Annotated in this window: 15 protein-coding genes; 7 read left to right on the forward strand and 8 right to left on the reverse strand. The window is 61.0% G+C overall.

The genetic code is table 11. The features are described from left to right. The first annotated feature begins 41 nt into the window (after positions 1-41). From So717_RS04570 to So717_RS04590, 5 genes are all read left to right on the forward strand, one after another. A complete protein-coding gene (locus tag So717_RS04570; RefSeq protein WP_159975034.1) occupies positions 42-470 on the forward strand; it encodes a potassium channel family protein in 429 nt (142 codons plus the stop codon). A 249-nt stretch (positions 471-719) separates the two neighbouring features. Continuing rightward, on the forward strand, positions 720-1,238 hold the full coding sequence (locus tag So717_RS04575) for an ASCH domain-containing protein (protein ID WP_202981892.1): 519 nt from the start codon (positions 720-722) through the stop codon (positions 1,236-1,238). A 167-nt stretch (positions 1,239-1,405) separates the two neighbouring features. Continuing rightward, on the forward strand, positions 1,406-3,544 hold the full coding sequence (pnp, locus tag So717_RS04580) for a polyribonucleotide nucleotidyltransferase (RefSeq protein WP_159975035.1): 2,139 nt from the start codon (positions 1,406-1,408) through the stop codon (positions 3,542-3,544). Positions 3,545-3,691: 147 nt separating this feature from the next. Continuing rightward, on the forward strand, positions 3,692-4,825 hold the full coding sequence (locus So717_RS04585; RefSeq protein ID WP_159975036.1) for an SGNH/GDSL hydrolase family protein: 1,134 nt from the start codon (positions 3,692-3,694) through the stop codon (positions 4,823-4,825). Between the two features lie 104 nt (positions 4,826-4,929). Then, positions 4,930-5,388, forward strand: coding sequence for an Lrp/AsnC family transcriptional regulator (locus So717_RS04590; RefSeq protein WP_159975037.1), 459 nt, complete (start codon positions 4,930-4,932; stop codon positions 5,386-5,388). A gap of 127 nt (positions 5,389-5,515) precedes the next feature. Here So717_RS04590 and So717_RS04595 read toward each other — a convergent pair whose 3' ends face one another. Further along, positions 5,516-6,169, reverse strand: a complete 654-nt coding sequence (locus So717_RS04595; protein ID WP_159975038.1) for a peroxiredoxin — start codon at positions 6,167-6,169, stop codon at positions 5,516-5,518. A 137-nt stretch (positions 6,170-6,306) separates the two neighbouring features. Between So717_RS04595 and So717_RS04600 the strand changes: the two genes are divergently transcribed. Both So717_RS04600 and So717_RS04605 read left to right on the forward strand, forming a co-directional pair. After that, positions 6,307-7,734: an aldehyde dehydrogenase family protein gene (locus So717_RS04600; protein WP_159975039.1), complete on the forward strand. Its 1,428-nt coding sequence runs from the start codon at positions 6,307-6,309 to the stop codon at positions 7,732-7,734. A gap of 144 nt (positions 7,735-7,878) precedes the next feature. Continuing rightward, positions 7,879-9,087 (forward strand): EAL domain-containing protein, encoded by a 1,209-nt coding sequence (locus So717_RS04605; protein WP_159975040.1) that lies wholly within the window; start codon positions 7,879-7,881, stop codon positions 9,085-9,087. Between the two features lie 164 nt (positions 9,088-9,251). Here So717_RS04605 and So717_RS04610 read toward each other — a convergent pair whose 3' ends face one another. The 7 genes from So717_RS04610 to So717_RS04640 all read right to left on the reverse strand — a co-directional run bounded on the left by So717_RS04610 (position 9,252) and on the right by So717_RS04640 (position 17,042). Further along, entirely contained in the window at positions 9,252-9,677 is a 426-nt protein-coding gene (locus So717_RS04610) for an SRPBCC family protein (RefSeq protein WP_159975041.1), read from the reverse strand. Then, on the reverse strand, positions 9,674-9,991 hold the full coding sequence (locus tag So717_RS04615) for an ArsR/SmtB family transcription factor (protein WP_159975042.1): 318 nt from the start codon (positions 9,989-9,991) through the stop codon (positions 9,674-9,676). Before So717_RS04615 ends, So717_RS04610 begins: the two co-directional genes overlap by 4 nt. Before the next feature lie 93 nt (positions 9,992-10,084). After that, the gene (locus So717_RS04620) at positions 10,085-10,732 is read right to left on the reverse strand and encodes an RluA family pseudouridine synthase (protein WP_159975043.1); all 648 of its coding nucleotides are present in this window, start codon (positions 10,730-10,732) and stop codon (positions 10,085-10,087) included. 137 nt (positions 10,733-10,869) lie between these two features. Further along, complete coding sequence (locus So717_RS04625; protein ID WP_159975044.1) at positions 10,870-13,314, reverse strand: GcvT family protein; 2,445 nt, start codon at positions 13,312-13,314, stop codon at positions 10,870-10,872. A gap of 13 nt (positions 13,315-13,327) precedes the next feature. Beyond that, positions 13,328-14,218 (reverse strand): homocysteine S-methyltransferase family protein, encoded by an 891-nt coding sequence (locus So717_RS04630; RefSeq protein WP_159975045.1) that lies wholly within the window; start codon positions 14,216-14,218, stop codon positions 13,328-13,330. Continuing rightward, positions 14,215-16,665, reverse strand: a complete 2,451-nt coding sequence (locus tag So717_RS04635) for a GcvT family protein (RefSeq protein WP_159975046.1) — start codon at positions 16,663-16,665, stop codon at positions 14,215-14,217. The genes So717_RS04630 and So717_RS04635 overlap by 4 nt, the downstream gene beginning before the upstream one ends. A gap of 2 nt (positions 16,666-16,667) precedes the next feature. Continuing rightward, positions 16,668-17,042 carry a GFA family protein gene (locus So717_RS04640; protein WP_159975047.1) on the reverse strand — a complete coding sequence of 125 codons (375 nt, stop codon included), beginning with the start codon at positions 17,040-17,042 and terminating at the stop codon, positions 16,668-16,670.

A 17,042-nucleotide genomic window follows, 5' to 3' on the forward strand; every position in this document is an offset into this window, starting at 1 on the left:
GCACATGCGTAAACCGGTTCAAAGCTCAACCGGATCACACCATGCCTGTCCTTCTCCAGATCGTGTTTGGCAGCACCGTTCTGCTCATCTGCGCGCTGCTGCACATTCTCAGCGTCGCGCGGCTGATCCGGCATCTGCAGACCAATGATCACTTCCATGCGGAGCGGACCACCCGGCACCAGCTGCTGACTGTCTGCGTCCTGTTCCTGCTGCTGCTTCTGTCGCACACGATCCAGATCTATATCAGCGCCTTTTCCCTTTGGATCATCGGCGCTTTTCCGGGCTATGAGGCAGCGATCTACTACTCGCTCGTGACCTATACGACCGTGGGCTACGGCGATGTGGTGCTGGAACCCGGCTACCGCATCGCAGGCGCGATGATCTCGGTCACAGGGATCCTGATGTTCGGCATGACCACGGCCTTTGTTGTCGGGCTCTTTGGCCGCATTCTGGGTGAGAAAGATTTGTAACCGAACTCCCGGCCACTGCGGATCATTGACTTGTAGGCTACGGCAGAGATGTCCCGCTCGGCTGATAGGCCGGGCATCGCCGGACCTCCCCCCGGAGGGCGATTTGGACGTCGAGGCCAGTAAGAGGTTTGGTCTGTTGGGGCTGTCGTACACAGCGTCGCTGTCACAAACGCCCTCCAGGTCGGGCGACGCCCTCGGCGCCTGCGGTCAGAAGTCGACTAAGACTCGCCCCACCCTATCTCAACCGCCATGGACGACCTTCCCCGCCTCGCCCTCTCTGTCCGCCAGCCCTCCGCCTGGGCGATCCTCCACGGCGGCAAAATCATCGAGAACCGCAGCCTCGGTGCGATCCGCGCAGGTCGCATGACCCCCGGCCCGATCTGCATCCACGCCGCCACCGGTATGAAGGAAGACGAGTACCGCTACCTGCACTGGCGCTTTGCCCAGCACGGCACCAACTGCCCGCGCCCTGAAGCGCTCATCCGCGGCGCGATCATCGGCACCGTGGACGTGGTCGAGATCGTCACCGAGAGTGACAGCCCGTGGTTCGGAGGCGAAGCGGGCCTTTTGCTCGAAAACCCAAATCCCATCGACCCGATCCCCGCCATCGGCGCGCTCGGCTATTTTGAATGGGCGCGCGGAGGAAAGATCGCCCCACCCAAGCCCTGGATGACCCGTTTTGGCAGAGGCGCAGAAAATGTAACCAGTGACCTTTTTCCAGATGCTCCGCCGACCTACAAAATCCCGCCGAAAAAGCCCTGGAGCTAGGGGTTAACGTCACGGAATGCGTCCCTTTCCAATACCTCAAATCTCGTGTACGTACGCGCAATCTGAAAGCCGGCGCCCGGACCTCAGCGCCGCCAAAAGAAGATATCGAGGTCAGGGGGAATACGCCCCCTATGCAAATGGCCAGTGGGCCAACTTGAGGAACCTAGATGTTCAACGAAACGAAAAAGTCGATGCAGTGGGGCGAGGAAACGCTCACACTGGAAACCGGAAAAGTGGCCCGCCAGGCGGATGGGTCGGTGATTGCGACGCTGGGCGAGACCAGTGTGATGGCGAACGTCACCTTCGCCAAGAAACAAAAACCCGGTCAGGATTTCTTTCCGCTGACCGTGCACTATCAAGAGAAATACTATGCCGCCGGTAAGGTACCGGGCGGCTTCTTCAAGCGCGAGGCGCGCCCGACCGAGAAAGAGACGCTGACCGCGCGTCTGATCGACCGTCCGATCCGTCCGCTGTTTGTCCCCGGCTTCAAGAACGAAGTGCTGGTGATGTGCACCGTGCTCTCCCACGATTTGGTCAATGACCCCGACATGGTGGCGATGATCGCGGCCTCAGCGGCGCTGACCATCTCTGGCGCGCCCTTCATGGGGCCAATTGGCGGCTGCCGCGTGGGCTTTGAGGATGGCGACTACATCCTGAACCCGACCGTCGACGACATGCAGGACCTGCGCCTGAACCCCGAGCAGCGCCTCGATCTGGTGGTTGCGGGCACCAAGGATGCTGTCATGATGGTCGAATCCGAAGCCTACGAGCTGTCGGAAGAGGAAATGCTGGGGGCTGTGAAATTCGCCCATGAAAACATCCAGCCGGTGATCGACCTGATCATTTCGCTGGCCGAAGACGCCGCGAAAGAGCCGTTTGACTTCCAGCCTGCGGATTACTCCGAGCTCTCAGCGGCCATCGCAGCCGCCGGTGAAGCGGACATGCGCGCTGCCTTCGCGATATCTGACAAGCAGGAGCGCACCACTGCCGTGGCGGCCGCCCGTGAGAAAATCATGGAAGCGCTCACGGAAGAGCAAACCGAAGACCCCAACCTCGGCTCCGCAATGAAAGGCCTTGAGGCCTCCATCCTGCGCGGCGACGTGGTGAAAACCGGCAAGCGGATCGACGGTCGGAAAACCGACGAGATCCGCGACATCGTCTGCGAAACTGGCCTGCTGCCGCGGACACACGGCTCCGCGCTCTTCACCCGTGGTGAGACGCAGGGTCTGGTTGTGACCACGCTGGGCACCGGCGATGATGAGCAATTCATCGACGCGCTGCATGGCAACTTCAAATCCAACTTCCTGCTGCACTACAACTTCCCGCCCTATTCGGTCGGCGAAGCGGGTCGCGTGGGCCCTCCTGGACGCCGCGAAATCGGCCACGGCAAGCTTGCCTGGCGCGCGCTGCAAGCGGTTCTGCCCGCAGCGACCGATTTTCCCTACACCGTGCGCGTGGTCTCTGAGATCACCGAATCGAACGGCTCCTCCTCCATGGCCTCCGTCTGTGGCGGCTCGCTGTCGATGATGGACGCGGGTGTGCCGCTGAAATCGGCAGTCGCCGGTGTGGCCATGGGTCTAATCCTGGAAGACGACGGTTCCTATGCGATCCTGTCGGACATTCTGGGCGATGAGGATCACCTCGGCGACATGGACTTCAAGGTCGCAGGCACCGAAAACGGCATCACCTCGCTGCAGATGGACATCAAGGTCGCAGGCATCACGCCCGAGATCATGGAAAAGGCTCTCGCGCAGGCGAAAGACGGCCGGATGCACATCCTCGGTGAGATGGCCAAGGCGATCACCGGCGCGGCGGAATTCTCCGAACACGCGCCGCGCATCGAGACCATGCAGATCCCCACCGACAAGATCCGCGAAGTCATCGGATCGGGCGGCAAGGTCATCCGCGAGATCGTGGAAGTCTCAGGCGCCAAGGTCGACATCAACGACGAAGGCACCATCAAGATCGCCTCGCCCAACGGCGAAGCCATCAAAAAGGCCTACGACATGATCCACTCAATCGTGGCTGAGCCGGAAGAAGGCATGGTCTATACCGGAACGGTCGTGAAAATCGTCGACTTCGGCGCCTTCGTGAACTTCTTTGGCAAGCGCGACGGTTTGGTGCACGTCAGCCAGATCGAAAACCGCCGCCTGAACCACCCTTCCGATGTGCTGAAGGAAGGTCAGGAAGTGAAGGTCAAGCTGCTTGGCTTTGATGATCGCGGCAAGGTCCGCCTGTCGATGAAAGTCGTCGATCAGGAGACCGGCGAAGAGATCAAGAAAGAAGCCGAACCCGCCGACGAATAAGCGGCGCAAAGCTTTAGATATTAGGCCCCGGTGACCCCACCGGGGCCTTTTTTGTGACGCAGCGTAGCGGGAGATTTCCGTTGGGTCAGCGTAGGTGGGAAGCAAATCAGTGTTACTGTCGCGCCGATTCGGGTGTGGGAGGCCTCCATGAAGAAACAAATCTTGTCAGCTGCGCTTGCGTGCAGCCTCGCCACCGGCGCAGGGGCCGGTGTTCTGGACTTCACAAGCTACTACGCCGTCGGTGACAGCCTGTCTGACGACGGCAAGCTCGGCCAACTCGCGCCACCCAGTGTTGGCGGGCGCTTTTCCAACGGCCCGGTCTGGACAGAGATCATCGCCAATGTCTTCAAAGCGGCCCGCAAAGAGACTGTGAACTTCGCTCTGGGGGGTGCAACAGCGGGCGATATGAACACCACGGACTATGGCAATGGTGGGACCACACCGCCCGAACAGCTTGCGGTACTCAACAGCCTCTCCACCTTCCAAAACCAGGCGGCAAGCCTCGCGGCTACGGTCACAAAGACTGGGAGCAATCCACTGATCTCGGTCCTGTTTGGGGCCAATGATTTCTTCCAGCAACTCGGAACCCCCAGTTTCGACGCCACCCGCACGGCCAATGAGGTCATTGATGGCATCCGAAGCGTGGCCAAGGCCGGCCCGCAGTTTGACGACTTCCTCGTCTCCAACCTGCCGGACATCAGCCGCACGCCCGCCTTCAATGCAGAGCTTGTGGTTGCACAGGCGCGCCTCGCCGCGCTCTTGGCCGACCCTGCGACTGACCCGACGGAGCTCGCGGCAACGCAGGCCACGGTCGCTGCGCTTAGCACACGCGCAGCGCAGGTTTTGGGGGCCACACTTCTGTTCAATGCGACCCTTGAGGCCGGATTGCAGGTGCTCGAAACGGTTGATGGTCTGACAATCACGCGCGTTGACCAGTTTGCCTTCTTCAACGATCTGATCAACCGAGCCGGTACGCTGGGCATTGTCGATACGATCTTTCCCTGCACACCCCGCCTGCAGGAGCTCCAGCTTGACGGAAACTGCTCTTTTGTCGGCTTTGATCCCGGCGGGCAGCCGATCTTCAACCCGGCGCTGGCGGACAACCGGCTCTTTGCCGACGGGGTACATCCAAATCGCATTGCTCAGGCCGAATTCGCGCAGGCCGCGCTCGCGCAAATTGAAGACCGGCTGCCAGCCGCTGTTCCACTGCCAGCGGGCCTGCCCCTCATGTTGGCCGGTTTGGGCGCCTTTGGCATGATCGCGCGCCGACGCCGCGCCTGAGCCAACGGCTCACGGACGATGTCCGATCCCCGGCCCACGCTGGGGGTTTTTCTTTTCGCAAGCCTGCTTAGATATAAAAGGATGTGTCTATTACTCGGAGCACTATGAATTTTTCACAAGCAGATCAGAGGCTTTTGCGGGAAATTCAGCGCGATGCAAGCCTGTCGCTGGCGCAATTGGCGGAGCGTTGCGGCATGGCACAAAGTACCGTCTGGCGACGCATACAGGAGTTTGAACGTGCTGGGCTCATCACCGCACGGGTTGCACTGCTGGACCCGGCCCTGGTCAGCTGCAAACTCTGCGTTCTTGCAGCCATCACCCTGCGCGATCATGCGGAGCAAACAGTCGCGGGATTTGCCCAGCTGATCGAAGGGCATCCGGAGATTGTGGAATGCTATGCCACCTCTGGCGGTGCAGACTATCAGTTGAAGATCCGGGTCGAAGATGTGGAGGCCTATGAGCGCTTCATGACCCATACACTTTTGCGAAACGAGATTGTCAGCGGCGTGCAGTCCAGCTTCGTGCTGAAGGAGCTGAAATCGACCACGGAGCTGCCGATCTGACGTGGCGCTGGAGCGCTGCTGCCTACCACGCCTTTTACGAGCTGAACTGAGAGGCCGGGCATGACCCGACCTCCCACGGGCAGGCGATAACCTCAGATCAAAAAGCGGAGGCCGCCGCCCAATGAGTCTACTCCGGCGCCTTCGTCGTCCGGAGATAGGGCAGCACGGTGGTGAACTCTCCGAATTTCGCCTTGGCATCTTCATTGGACACCGTCGGCGGGATGATCACATCATCGCCCACATTCCAGTTCGCAGGCGTTGCCACACCCTTGCCAGTGCTGGTCTGCAACCCATCAAGCGCACGCAGCACCTCGGCGAAGTTGCGGCCTACGGTCATTGGGTAGGTCATGCTCAGTTTCAACTGCTTGTCCGGCCCGATGATAAAGACAGAGCGTACGGTCGCGCTGTCTGCCGGTGTGCGCCCGTCGGGCAGGTAGGCTTCGGCAGGCAGCATGTCGAAGGCTTTCGACACCTCCAGCCCGATATCCGCGATGATCGGGAAGCCCGCTTTGGCGCCCGCCACCTTCTCGATGTCGCCTTTCCACTTCTTGTGATCCTCGACACCATCGACCGAGACGCCGATCACCTTGGTTCCGCGCTTTTCCCATTCGTCGGCCAGTTGCGCCACAGCCCCGAATTCGGTGGTGCAGACGGGCGTGAAATCCTTGGGGTGCGAGAACAGAATGGCCCAGCTGTCGCCGATCCAGTCATGCAGTTGAAGGGGCCCGTGGTCCGTTTCGACGGTCAGGTTCGGAATAGTGTCGTTGATGCGCAAGCCCATGAGGTCCTCCGGTGCAATGCTATGGTGACTCGTGAGGTCAACTTAATCACATCGGGGCGGGGTTTCATCCCCTCTCTTGCGGACCCATCTTGGCAGTGACAGACTGCGCCCAAGCCCGGACACGAAGGACAAATCCCATGCTGGAAAAACGCGATTTCTACATCAACGGTCAGTGGGTTGCGCCCGCCACATCCAACGACTTTGCGGTGATCGACCCGTCGACCGAAGAACAATGCGCGGTGATCTCGCTGGGCGCTCAAGCCGACACCGACGCTGCTGTCGGCGCCGCTCGCGCAGCCTTCGACAGCTGGTCGCAGACCTCCAAAGAGGAACGTGCGGCCCTCATTCGCAAATTGCTCGACATCTACAATGCCCGCGCCGAGGAAATGGCGCAGGCCATGTCCATGGAGATGGGGGCACCTATCGATCTCAGCCGCGCGCAGCAGGTGGGTGCAGGCGCCTGGCATCTGGAAGGCTTTCTGAAAGCCTTTGAAGATTTCAGCTTTGAACGTGACCATACGGCGACCGAAAAGACCCTTCTGGAACCCATCGGCGTCTGCGCCCTGATCACGCCCTGGAACTGGCCGATGAACCAGATCGTGCTCAAGGCGGTTCCGGCGCTGGCCACTGGCTGCACCATGGTGCTGAAACCGTCGGAGATTGCGCCGCTGTCGGGGCTGCTCTTTGCGGAATTCGTGCATGAGGCGGGTTTCCCGCCAGGTGTCTTCAACCTCGTAAACGGCGACGGCGCAGGCGTGGGCAGCCAGCTCTCTGCCCATCCAGAGGTTGATATGGTCAGCTTCACCGGCTCCACCCGCGCGGGCATCGCCATCTCCAAGGCCGCCGCTGACACTCTGAAGCGCGTGAGCCTGGAACTTGGCGGCAAGGGCGCCAACATCATCTTCGACGATGCGCACCCCAAAGCCGCCAAGGCGGGCGCAATCCGCTGTTTCCGCAACACCGGCCAGTCCTGTAACGCGCCCACACGGATGCTTGTGCACAGGTCTCGCTATGACGAGGCCGTCGAAATGGCAGCGGAAACCGCCACGGCGACCCATGTGGGCCCGGCGTCGGAAGAAGGCCGCCACATCGGCCCGCTGGTCTCCAAAGCGCAGTTCGACAAGGTGCAGGCGCTGATCGAGACCGGCATGGGTGAAGCCCGCCTCGTCGCCGGGGGTCTGGGCCGCCCCGATGGGCTGAACCGCGGGTTCTACGCAAAGCCCACCGTCTTTGCCGATGTGACCAACGACATGACCATCGCGCGCGAAGAGATATTTGGCCCGGTGCTGTCGATCATCCCCTTTGAGACCGAAGAGGAGGCCGTGCGGATCGCCAATGACACGCCTTACGGACTGACCAACTACATTCAGACGGAGGATGATGAGAAACGCCGCCGCGTCGCGCGCCGTCTGCGCTCTGGCATGGTCGAGACGAATGGTCAGGGGTTTGCCCAAGGCTCGCCCTTTGGCGGCTACAAGCAATCCGGCAATGGCCGTGAAGGCGGCAGCTATGGTCTGGAGGAGTTCCTGGAGGTCAAAGCTGTGTCAGGCTGGGCCGCAGAATAGCGCCGGAGTTCGACGGCCTGCGCGATCGCAAACAAGTTGCCTAAAGTTGGGCGCAAATACTCCCGCCAGAAACATCCATTTGCAAGGTTTCTGTCCGACGGTACGGGTTCTGCCTGCTCTGTAGCCACTCTGTGGATCACTTGAATGCCGTCTGTGTTGGAACTTCGTCTGTCACCGGGAGATATCCTATACCGGGAAGGGGATGACAATGAGTTCGCCTATGTGATCGAGACGGGCGCAGTTGTTCTGTATAGAACCGAGGCAGGCCAGCGGGTCTATGTTGAAAAGCGTGGTGCGGGGTCGATCATCGGCGAGCTGTCCATTCTGACAAGCCAGCCGCGCGCCGTCACAGTTGAGGCCGTTGCCCCCACAACCGTATACAGGATTTCTGCGGATCGTATCCGCCGACGCTTTGAGGAGATAGACCCGATCCTGCGCGCCTGTATCGACACCTCGATCAACTTCGCGTCGACCTTCACGCAGCAGAAGGCGAGATCAGCCGCCGACGCGCCTGTTGCCGCAAGCACCTTGCGCGATGCGGGCAAACTGATTGAAGAGTTCAGGCTGGAAACCGACATTCTGCGGGGGCTCGACCGGGAGGAGTTCTCCCTTCTGTTTCAGCCGATTGTGGAGCTGTCTGACAGTCGCATTGTCGGATGCGAGGCCTTGATGCGATGGCGCCACCCGGTCCTCGACAACGTCTCGCCGGAGCATTTTATCCGCATTGCCGAGAAAACAGGATCCATCAAGCAGTTGACCGAGTTTGCCATCATTGATGGTTGCGCCACGCTGAAACGCCTCAAGGCGCTTGACGCCTGCCCGGAGGGGTTTTTCCTGTCGATCAATGTCTCCGGGAAAGACATCGGGCGGCGGGGCTTTATCGACTTCCTCGGCTTCACTTTGGAGGCAAACGATCTGTCACCCGAGGATGTGAAGCTTGAGATCACTGAAACCGCGCTCATCCCCGATGTGGCTATCGCGGATAAGAACCTCAAGCAGTTACATGACCTTGGATGCGGGATCTCCATCGACGACTTTGGAACCGGGCATTCCAACTTCGCCTACCTCAAGTCGCTGCCGCTCACCTCGCTCAAGATCGATCGGGCGTTCGCGGGTGACGCGCATAGCAACCCGGTGTCACAAAGCATCGTGAAGCTGCTGATCAAGCTTGGCAAAGATCTTGACGTCGATATCATCGCGGAAGGGGTGGAAACATCCGATGATGTTGCAACGCTGCGCAGCCTCGGGTGCCGGTTTGCCCAAGGGTATTATTATCATAAGCCAATCCCCGAGAGTGAGCTGGCTTCGGTGATCTCCGATCCTGGTGCCCGGTTAAACCTGGCGTCCGCCTGAGCTGCGCATCGCTAGCGCTGGTCAACTGAACAGTCCAGACACCACCAGCCGACCCCCGCGTGCAGCCTTTGCGATTGGGATCCAGCGCAGGTGATGAAACCACCGCCCGGCTGGCCTGCCCGGCGGTGGTTCATGTCTTCGGTTCAGATGTGCAGGCCGACCTTTTATGCAGGCACCGGCTCATGCAACACGGCACGCATCTGGCCAAGATGCTCGTCCCAGCCCTTGTCGAGCGAGAGCACCACGCCAAACCCCTCTGCGGTTGCAGGCAAGCCCGAATGCTCCAGCGACAGTTGCGTACCACCTGTGACTTCGCTCAATGTCCACTTCACGAGGCTCACCGCATCGCCCATCGGCTTCACCGAAAAGGTATGTTCGAGGTATTCCGGTGGGCGCGCCACCTTGACCTCGCCCCAGATCAGCAGATCTCCACTGGTGGCGCCATGCATTTCCAGCCTCTGACCTTCGGTTAGTGCTTGCTTGGGAGGATGAAACCATTTGGCCAGATGTTCCGGCTCCGTCAGGAAGGCCCAGACCTCGGCGCGGGTGGCTTTCAAGAAGATCGTCTTACGCAATACGGGAGCTGTCATTTTCTGTCCTTTTCAATTTCAGTTTTGAGTGTGGCAAGGCGGTCGTCCCAGAAGATGTCGAAGTATTTCAACCAGTCCATCACGGGGTCTATGCCTTGGGGGTTGAGCGCATTGATGCGCTCCCGCCCGCTGGTGCGGGTGGTGATCAGCCCGCCATCGCTGAGCACGGTCAGGTGCTTTTTAACGGCGGCGCGGGTCATATCGAAGTTTTCAGCGACCTCGGCGATGGTGAGGTCGCAGTCGCGCAACATCACCAGGATGTCGCGGCGTGTCGGGTCCGCAAGTGCGCGGAAGGTGGATTGAACCTGGGGCATAAGCGCTCCTAAAGTGATACCTTATGGTATCTCTTTTATGATACTAAATAGTATCACGTCAAGGCTTTATGTTTCGCGCCCGAAATCGCCCGATCAGAACGGTGGGTTGGTCCTTATTTTCATGGAGCGGCCGCCCTGCGGATGCTTGAACCGCAGCTCCTGACTGTGCAGCATCAGGCGCGGAAAGTCGCGGGCCGCGCCTGTGGCATAGAAGGGGTCGCCCAGAATCGGGTGTCCCAGTGCCATCATATGCACCCGCAGCTGGTGGCTTCGCCCGGTCTTGGGCTGCAACCGCACGCGGGCAGTCTCGCCTTCATCCTTCAGCACCCGCCAGTCTGTTTGAGCGGGCTTTCCGGTCTCGTGATCGACTTTTTGTAGCGGTCGATTGGGCCAGTCTACAATCAGCGGCAGATCGACAGTGCCGGTTTTCTGGGCCGGCACGCCCCAGACCCGCGCCACATAAGTCTTCTGGGTCATGCGTTTTTCGAACTGCAGGCCAAGATGACGCTGCGCATGCCGCGTGAGCGCGAAGATCATCACGCCGGAGGTGTCCCGGTCGAGCCGATGCACCAGCAACGCATCGGGGAAGGCGGCTTGTATCCGCGACAGCAAGCAGTCTGCCAGCTCAGGCCCTTTGCCCGGCACCGACAGAAGCCCCGCGGGCTTGTCCACAAGCAGGACCTCCGCATCTTCGTGCAGGATCACCAGCGGGTCCTGAGGCGGGGAATAGACGACACTCATGTCGCCTGCTCGCAGATGAAGCGAGTACGTGCAACCCTAAGCGCCCCTGGCGGAGGCGGCGGCCTGAAGCCCGCCGAACCTGCCAACCACACCGGTATGGTCCAGCAGGTGCGGTGGGCTTTCAGGCCACCGCTGTCTCAGGCTTTCACGCGCTCGGATTTGGGATCGTACATCGGCTTAAGCGACGCCTCTGCCTTGACCCGCGTGCCCGCCACGTCGATCTCATAGGTGGAGGCCAGCACTTCTGCTGCCGTCTCGCCTGCGCAGGGCACATAGCCCAGCCCCATCGCACCGCCGAGCGTGTGACCGTACGCGCCGGACGCCAGGTAGCCCACGATCTCACCATCCCGCAGCACTGGCTCATTGTGATAGAGCAGCGGTTCCGGATCGGTCAGCTTGAACTGCAGCAGGCGGTTCTTAAGCCCCTCGTCCTTCTTGCGCAGCACCGCGTCACGGCCGATGAAGTCCGGCTTGTCGGTCTTCACAGCAAAACCAAGGCCCGCCTCCAACACGTGATCCTCGCAGGTGATGTCGTGCCCGAAGTGGCGGAAGCCTTTCTCCATCCGGCAACTGTCCATCATATGCATTCCGCAAAGCTTGAGGTTGAGATCCGCGCCCGCCTCGATCAACGTCTCGCAGACATGCGCGGCCATCTCGGAGGAAACATAGACCTCCCACCCGAGCTCACCCACATAAGTCACCCGGTGCACCCGCGCGAGTCCCATGCCGATCTCGATCTCCTGCGCGGTGCCGAAGGGGTTCACTTCGTTGGAGAAATCATTGGGCGAGACCAGGTTGAGCAGCGCGCGCGAGTTCGGCCCCATGACCGCCAGCACAGCTTCGCCTGCGGTCACATTGGTGATCACCACGTTGAAGTCACCCACATGGCGGCGCAGCCAAGTCTCATCGGCCAGGCGCGTCGCGGCCGGTGTCACCACAAGATAGGCCGTCTCGGACACGCGCGTGACGGTGACGTCCGCCTCAATCCCACCTGTCGGGTTCAGGAACTGGGTGTAGACGATCTTGCCCACCGGCACGTCATATTGCCCGCCGCCGACGTAGTTCATGAAGGCCGTCGCATCCTTGCCTTCGACCCGGATCTTCCCGAAGGAGGACATGTCATACATGCCCACATTGTTGCGGATCGCGGTGTGTTCTTCGGCAATGTTGTTGAAGAAGCTCTGCCGCTTCCAGCTGTACTCGTACTCCGGCGTCTGGGTCGGCTTGGCGATCCAGTTGGGGCGCTCCCAGCCTGCAAATTCGCCCATAACCGCGCCGCGATCCAGGAACTGCCAATAGACGGGCGAGCGGCGGATACCCCGCGCGGTCTCCTTCTGGCGGAAGGGGAAATGATCCTGATAGAGCAGGCCCAGCGTCTCCTTGGAGCGTTCGAAGAGATAGGTCTTGTTGCCTTGGAAGGTTTCCATTCGGGAAATGTCGACGTCGCCCAGGTCAAACGGCTTCTCGCCACCTTCCATCCACTGTGCCAGCGCCATTCCTGCACCACCCGCAGACTGAATGCCGATGGAGTTGAAACCTGCCGCCACCCAGAAGTTATCCAGCTCTGGCGCGAGGCCCAGATGATAGGAATCATCCGGTGTGAAGCTTTCAGGACCGTTGAAGAAGGTGTGGATGCCTGCTTCGGCCAGCATGGGCAAACGTTCAACGGCAGCCTCCAGGATCGGTTCGAAGTGGTCAAAATCCTCGGGCAGTTGGTCGAACTCAAAATCCGCCGGGATGCCTTCCATCCCCCAGGGCTTGGCGTTCGGCTCAAAGGCGCCCAGCAGCATCTTGCCCGCATCCTCCTTATAATACGCGCATTCGTCCGGCACCCGCAGCACCGGCAGTTGCTTCAACCCCTCAATGGCCTCGGTCACGATATAGAAGTGCTCGCAGGCGTGCAGCGGCACGTTCACGCCCGCCATGCGGCCCACCTCATGGGCCCACATGCCACCACAGTTCACGACCATATCAGCCGTGATATGGCCACTTTCGCCACCCTGCTCCCAGTCGACACCGGTCACGCGGCGACCTTCCTTCACGATGCGGGTGGCTTTGGTACGCTCGATAATCTGCGCGCCGCGTTGCCGTGCACCCTTGGCCAGCGCTAGCGCGATGTTCGCCGGATCACCCTGACCATCCTTGTCGAGGTAGACCGCCCCGGTAACCCCCTTGATATTCAGATGCTCATAGCGTGTCTTTACCTCGGAGGGCGAGATTTCCTCGACCTCCACACCAAAGGCCCGCGCCATGGCCGCTTGGCGGTAGATCTCTTCGCGCCGCTCTTCGGTCAGCGCAACGGTGATCGAGCCACAGCGCTTGAAGCCCGTGGCCACGCCGGTTTCTTCTTCAAGGCTGCCATAAAGCTCCTGAGAATACTTCGCCAGCTTGGTTGTGTTCTTCGTCGCGCGCAGCTGGGCGATCAGGCCAGCCGCGTGCCATGTGGTGCCGGAGGTCAGCTGCTTGCGCTCCAGCAGGACCACATCCTTCCATCCCAGTTTGGTCAGGTGATAGGCGACGGAGCAGCCAATCACCCCTCCCCCGATGATGACAACGCGCGCGTTAGACGGTGGCAGAGCCATGAGCAGTGTTCCTTCAAACGATGGTATGACCGACGGCTTCAAGCCGCCGAGCGAGTTCAGCGATATGGGCGGGGCTGACTTCACAGCATCCGCCGACGATAGTTGCACCAAGGCCAATCCATTGCAGGACATAGCCAGCATAAGCACGCGGCCCCATGTCCCGCCGGGCGGTCAGCGCCTCAACGGTTGGTTTGGCCTTGAGGAAATCTTCGGTGATCATCTCAAACGCATTGGCATAGCCGCCAAAAGGCTTGCCCAGCGGTGCGATGATCGGCAGCGCCTGGGTGACAGCTTCGGGAGCTGAGCAGTTGATCAGCACCGCATCTGCCCCGGCCGCCACCTCCAGCGCATCGGCAAGCGGTTCGTCCGAGCGGAGCTTTGTGCCATCGGTGTCGGACACGGTCAGCGACAGCCAGACTGGCAAATCTGTCGTGCGGGCACCGACCAAGGCATCCCGCGCATGGGCGACGGACGCGCAGGTCTCCAGAATGAGAACGTCGCACTCTGGCGCGAGCGCCTGCGCCACTTCGGCAAAAAGCGGCACCGCCACCTCCGCCTCCGGGTGCAGATCAGGGCGATAACTTGCACGGAGCGGGCCGATCCCTCCCGCGATACGGCCCGCTCCGTGTGCCGCGCGTGCGGCTTTGGCCTCTGCAAGTGCTGCTGCATGCAGGGCCTCAAAACGCCCCTCCAGAGGCGTGTCTTCCAGACGGTCGCGATGGATCGCGTAGGTGTTGGTCGTCGCAATAGTCGCGCCTGCGGCAAAGAAATCCGCATGCACGCCCTGCACCATGCCGGGGTGATCCGACATCACCTGCGTCGACCACAAAGGCGTCGGCTGATCCCCAGCGCGGTGGATCAGCTCCTGCCCCATGCCTCCGTCCAGAAGCGTGATTTGTGTCACGCACGGATCCTTTCGTTCTCGGGATCCCACAGCGGCTGGTCGGGTTGCACGGTCGCCTTGCAGCGCTTGCCGTAGATCTCGACCTCGATCTCTGTGCCAGGCTCCGTCAGATCCTTGCGCAGCATGCCAAGGGCCACGGATTTGTTGATCCGGTAGCCCCAGTCACCCGATGTGGTCTCGCCCACAACCTCGTCACCGACAAACAGCGGCGACATATACGGCGCGTCCTGATCGCCCGCATCAACCGTCAGCGTGACGAACTGCTTCTTCACACCTTGCTGCTTTTCGCTGAGCAGTGCGGCCTTGCCGATGAAGTCCTGCGGCTTGTCGAAACGGATGAACCGCTCCATCCCACCTTCGAGCAGGGAATAATCAGTCGACAGATCCCCCTTCCAGCTGCGGTAACCCTTCTCGACCCGCATGGAGTTGAGCGCGTACATGCCAAACGGCGTGGCCCCCGCATCACGGATAGCCGTATACACGGCGGCGCTGTCCTCGAAGGAGGTGTGCACCTCCCAACCCAGCTCGCCCGCAAAGGAAATGCGGAAGAGCTTGGCCGGCTTGCCCGCGACAGTCGCTTCCTGAATGGTCAGCCATCCGGTGGAGAGATCCGCATCGGTCAATCCCGCCAACATCTCGCGCGATTTCGGCCCGGTCAGCAGGTGTGTCGACCACTCCTTGGTGATGTCGGTCATCGTGAGCGATCCATCGGCGGGCAGGCGGCTTTGCAGGAACTCAAAGTCATGCCATTGCGCCACAGCCGCAGTCATCAGCCAGAAGTCATCTTCGCCCCAGCGAATAATGGTCACTTCGGTCACGATCTTGCCACGGCTGTCGGTGAAATAACCCAGGTTCATACGGCCCGCTTTGGGCAGCGCGCCTGCGATCTGGCCGCGCAGCCATTCTGCCGCGCCCTCACCGCTGAGCGTGTAACGCGAGAACCCCGGCATATCGAGCACACCGGCACCATCGCGCACGGCCTCGACCTCTTCTTTCACGCGCACCGCCCAAGGACCGTTGCGGTCCCATGTCTCGGTTGCTTCCTCGGAGGTGTCGTCACCGTCCTTAGCAAACCAGTTCGCCCGCTCCCAGCCGTTGTACGCGCCCATCTGACCGCCATCGGCCAAGAGCCGCTCGTGGTTCGGCGAAAGCTTCTTGTCACGCCCGGCAGGCCATTCGTGATGCGGGAAGTGCATCGCGTATTCGTGGCCATAGGTTTCCAGCGCCTTCGACAGGCAATAGTCGTGATCCGCATAATCGGTGTAGCGGCGCGGATCGACGGCCCACATATCCAGCTCGGTCTCGCCGTGCATAATCCATTCGGAGAGGCATTTGCCAGCGCCACCGCCCTGCGCGATGCCGAAGGTGAAGGAGTGCGCCTCAAAGGCGTTCTTCACGCCTGGCATCGGGCCAATCATCGGCAACCCGTCGGGGGCGTATGGAATCGGTCCGTTGATGTTGCGGCCAACCCCGGCGGTGCCGAGCGCCGGCACCCGCTCCATCGCGTCTTCGATGTAAAACTCCAGCCGCTCCAGATCGTCCGGGTAGAGCTGGAAGGAGAAGTCTTCCGGCATTGGATCGTCCGGCGTGACCCAATGCGCCTTGCAGTTGCGCTCATACGGCCCGAGGTTCAGACCGTTCTTATCCTGCCGCAGGTAATAGCTGATGTCCACGTCGCGGATCATCGGCATCTTGTGGCCCTTTTCCTTGGTCCACTCAGCGAGTTCAGGGATCTCATCGGTCAGGAAATACTGGTGGGACATCACCACCATCGGCACGGTGCGCCCGCCGAAGGGCTTGAACATCTCGCCCACGCGCTGCGCGTAGTACCCCGCACAGTTCGCCACATATTCGCAGCGGATCTCACCCTTCTCGGTCTTCACGATCCACTCGTCGCCGTCGCGGTCGATGCCGATCACGGGGCAGAACCGCTCAATCCGCCCGCCTGCATCGCGCGCGCCCTTGGCCAGCGCCTGGGTCAGCTGTGCCGGGTCGATGTCGCCATCAAGCGGGTCCCACAGACCACCTTCGAGATCATGGATCTCCATGAAGGGGTTGTACTCGCGCAGCTCTTCCGGCGTGCAGATGTCCATCTCCAGCCCTTGGTAACGCGCCTGCGACGCGACCTTCTCGAACTCCATCATGCGGTCTTTGGAGTGCGCAAGCCGCACCGCACCGGTGACGTGGTAGTTCATCGGATAGTCCACATCCTTGGCGAGGGTGCGGTACATGGCCAACGAATAGCGCTGCATGTTCATCACGGCCCAGTTGGGCGCGAAGTTCGGGCAGTTGCCCGCCGCGTGCCAGGTGGAACCCGCGGTCAGCTCGTTTTTCTCCAGCAGCACACAGTCGGTCCAGCCCGCTTTGGCCAGGTGATAAAGCGTCGAGGTGCCGACCACCCCGCCGCCGATGATGACAACCCGCGCTGTCGTTGGAAAATCTGACATAATTAGGTCTCCCTTTGCGGCTCATCCGCCGCGATGCTGTAGTAGTCGCCCTTGGAGGCGGTATGGATATGGCCGCGCAAGCGCAGCCCAGTCGGCCCGTCGATCGAGCCGGTGGAAAAACAGGTGAAATCGTCGTCGTCATGCGCCCAGAAGAGCGCGGAGCCGCAGATGGGGCAGAACCCCCGCCGCGCCTTAGCGGACGATTGGAACCAGCGGACCTCGCCCTTGATCTCAAGCGTGCCGTCTTCCACGTAAGACGAGGCCCAAGCGTGCCCTGATTGCTTGCGGCATTGGGTGCAATGACAGGCGGCGGGCGCGCCCAACGTGCCCTTGGCCTCATAAGTGACTGCACCGCAGAGACAGCTGCCCGTTACCAT

Source organism: Roseobacter cerasinus (assembly GCF_009811755.1).
Classification (GTDB): Bacteria; Pseudomonadota; Alphaproteobacteria; order Rhodobacterales; family Rhodobacteraceae; genus Roseobacter; species Roseobacter cerasinus.

Coding starts and splice junctions, on each gene's coding strand:
- So717_RS04640 (WP_159975047.1), bottom strand. CDS start 17,042: ATGGTAACGGGCAGCTGTCTCTGCGGTGCAGTCACTTATGAGGCCAAG.
- So717_RS04590 (WP_159975037.1), top strand. CDS start 4,930: ATGAATTTTTCACAAGCAGATCAGAGGCTTTTGCGGGAAATTCAGCGC.
- So717_RS04615 (WP_159975042.1), bottom strand. CDS start 9,991: ATGCCCCAGGTTCAATCCACCTTCCGCGCACTTGCGGACCCGACACGC.
- So717_RS04605 (WP_159975040.1), top strand. CDS start 7,879: ATGCCGTCTGTGTTGGAACTTCGTCTGTCACCGGGAGATATCCTATAC.
- So717_RS04620 (WP_159975043.1), bottom strand. CDS start 10,732: ATGAGTGTCGTCTATTCCCCGCCTCAGGACCCGCTGGTGATCCTGCAC.
- So717_RS04595 (WP_159975038.1), bottom strand. CDS start 6,169: ATGGGCTTGCGCATCAACGACACTATTCCGAACCTGACCGTCGAAACG.
- So717_RS04575 (WP_202981892.1), top strand. CDS start 720: ATGGACGACCTTCCCCGCCTCGCCCTCTCTGTCCGCCAGCCCTCCGCC.
- So717_RS04625 (WP_159975044.1), bottom strand. CDS start 13,314: ATGGCTCTGCCACCGTCTAACGCGCGCGTTGTCATCATCGGGGGAGGG.
- So717_RS04585 (WP_159975036.1), top strand. CDS start 3,692: ATGAAGAAACAAATCTTGTCAGCTGCGCTTGCGTGCAGCCTCGCCACC.
- So717_RS04570 (WP_159975034.1), top strand. CDS start 42: ATGCCTGTCCTTCTCCAGATCGTGTTTGGCAGCACCGTTCTGCTCATC.
- So717_RS04600 (WP_159975039.1), top strand. CDS start 6,307: ATGCTGGAAAAACGCGATTTCTACATCAACGGTCAGTGGGTTGCGCCC.
- pnp (WP_159975035.1), top strand. CDS start 1,406: ATGTTCAACGAAACGAAAAAGTCGATGCAGTGGGGCGAGGAAACGCTC.
- So717_RS04610 (WP_159975041.1), bottom strand. CDS start 9,677: ATGACAGCTCCCGTATTGCGTAAGACGATCTTCTTGAAAGCCACCCGC.
- So717_RS04635 (WP_159975046.1), bottom strand. CDS start 16,665: ATGTCAGATTTTCCAACGACAGCGCGGGTTGTCATCATCGGCGGCGGG.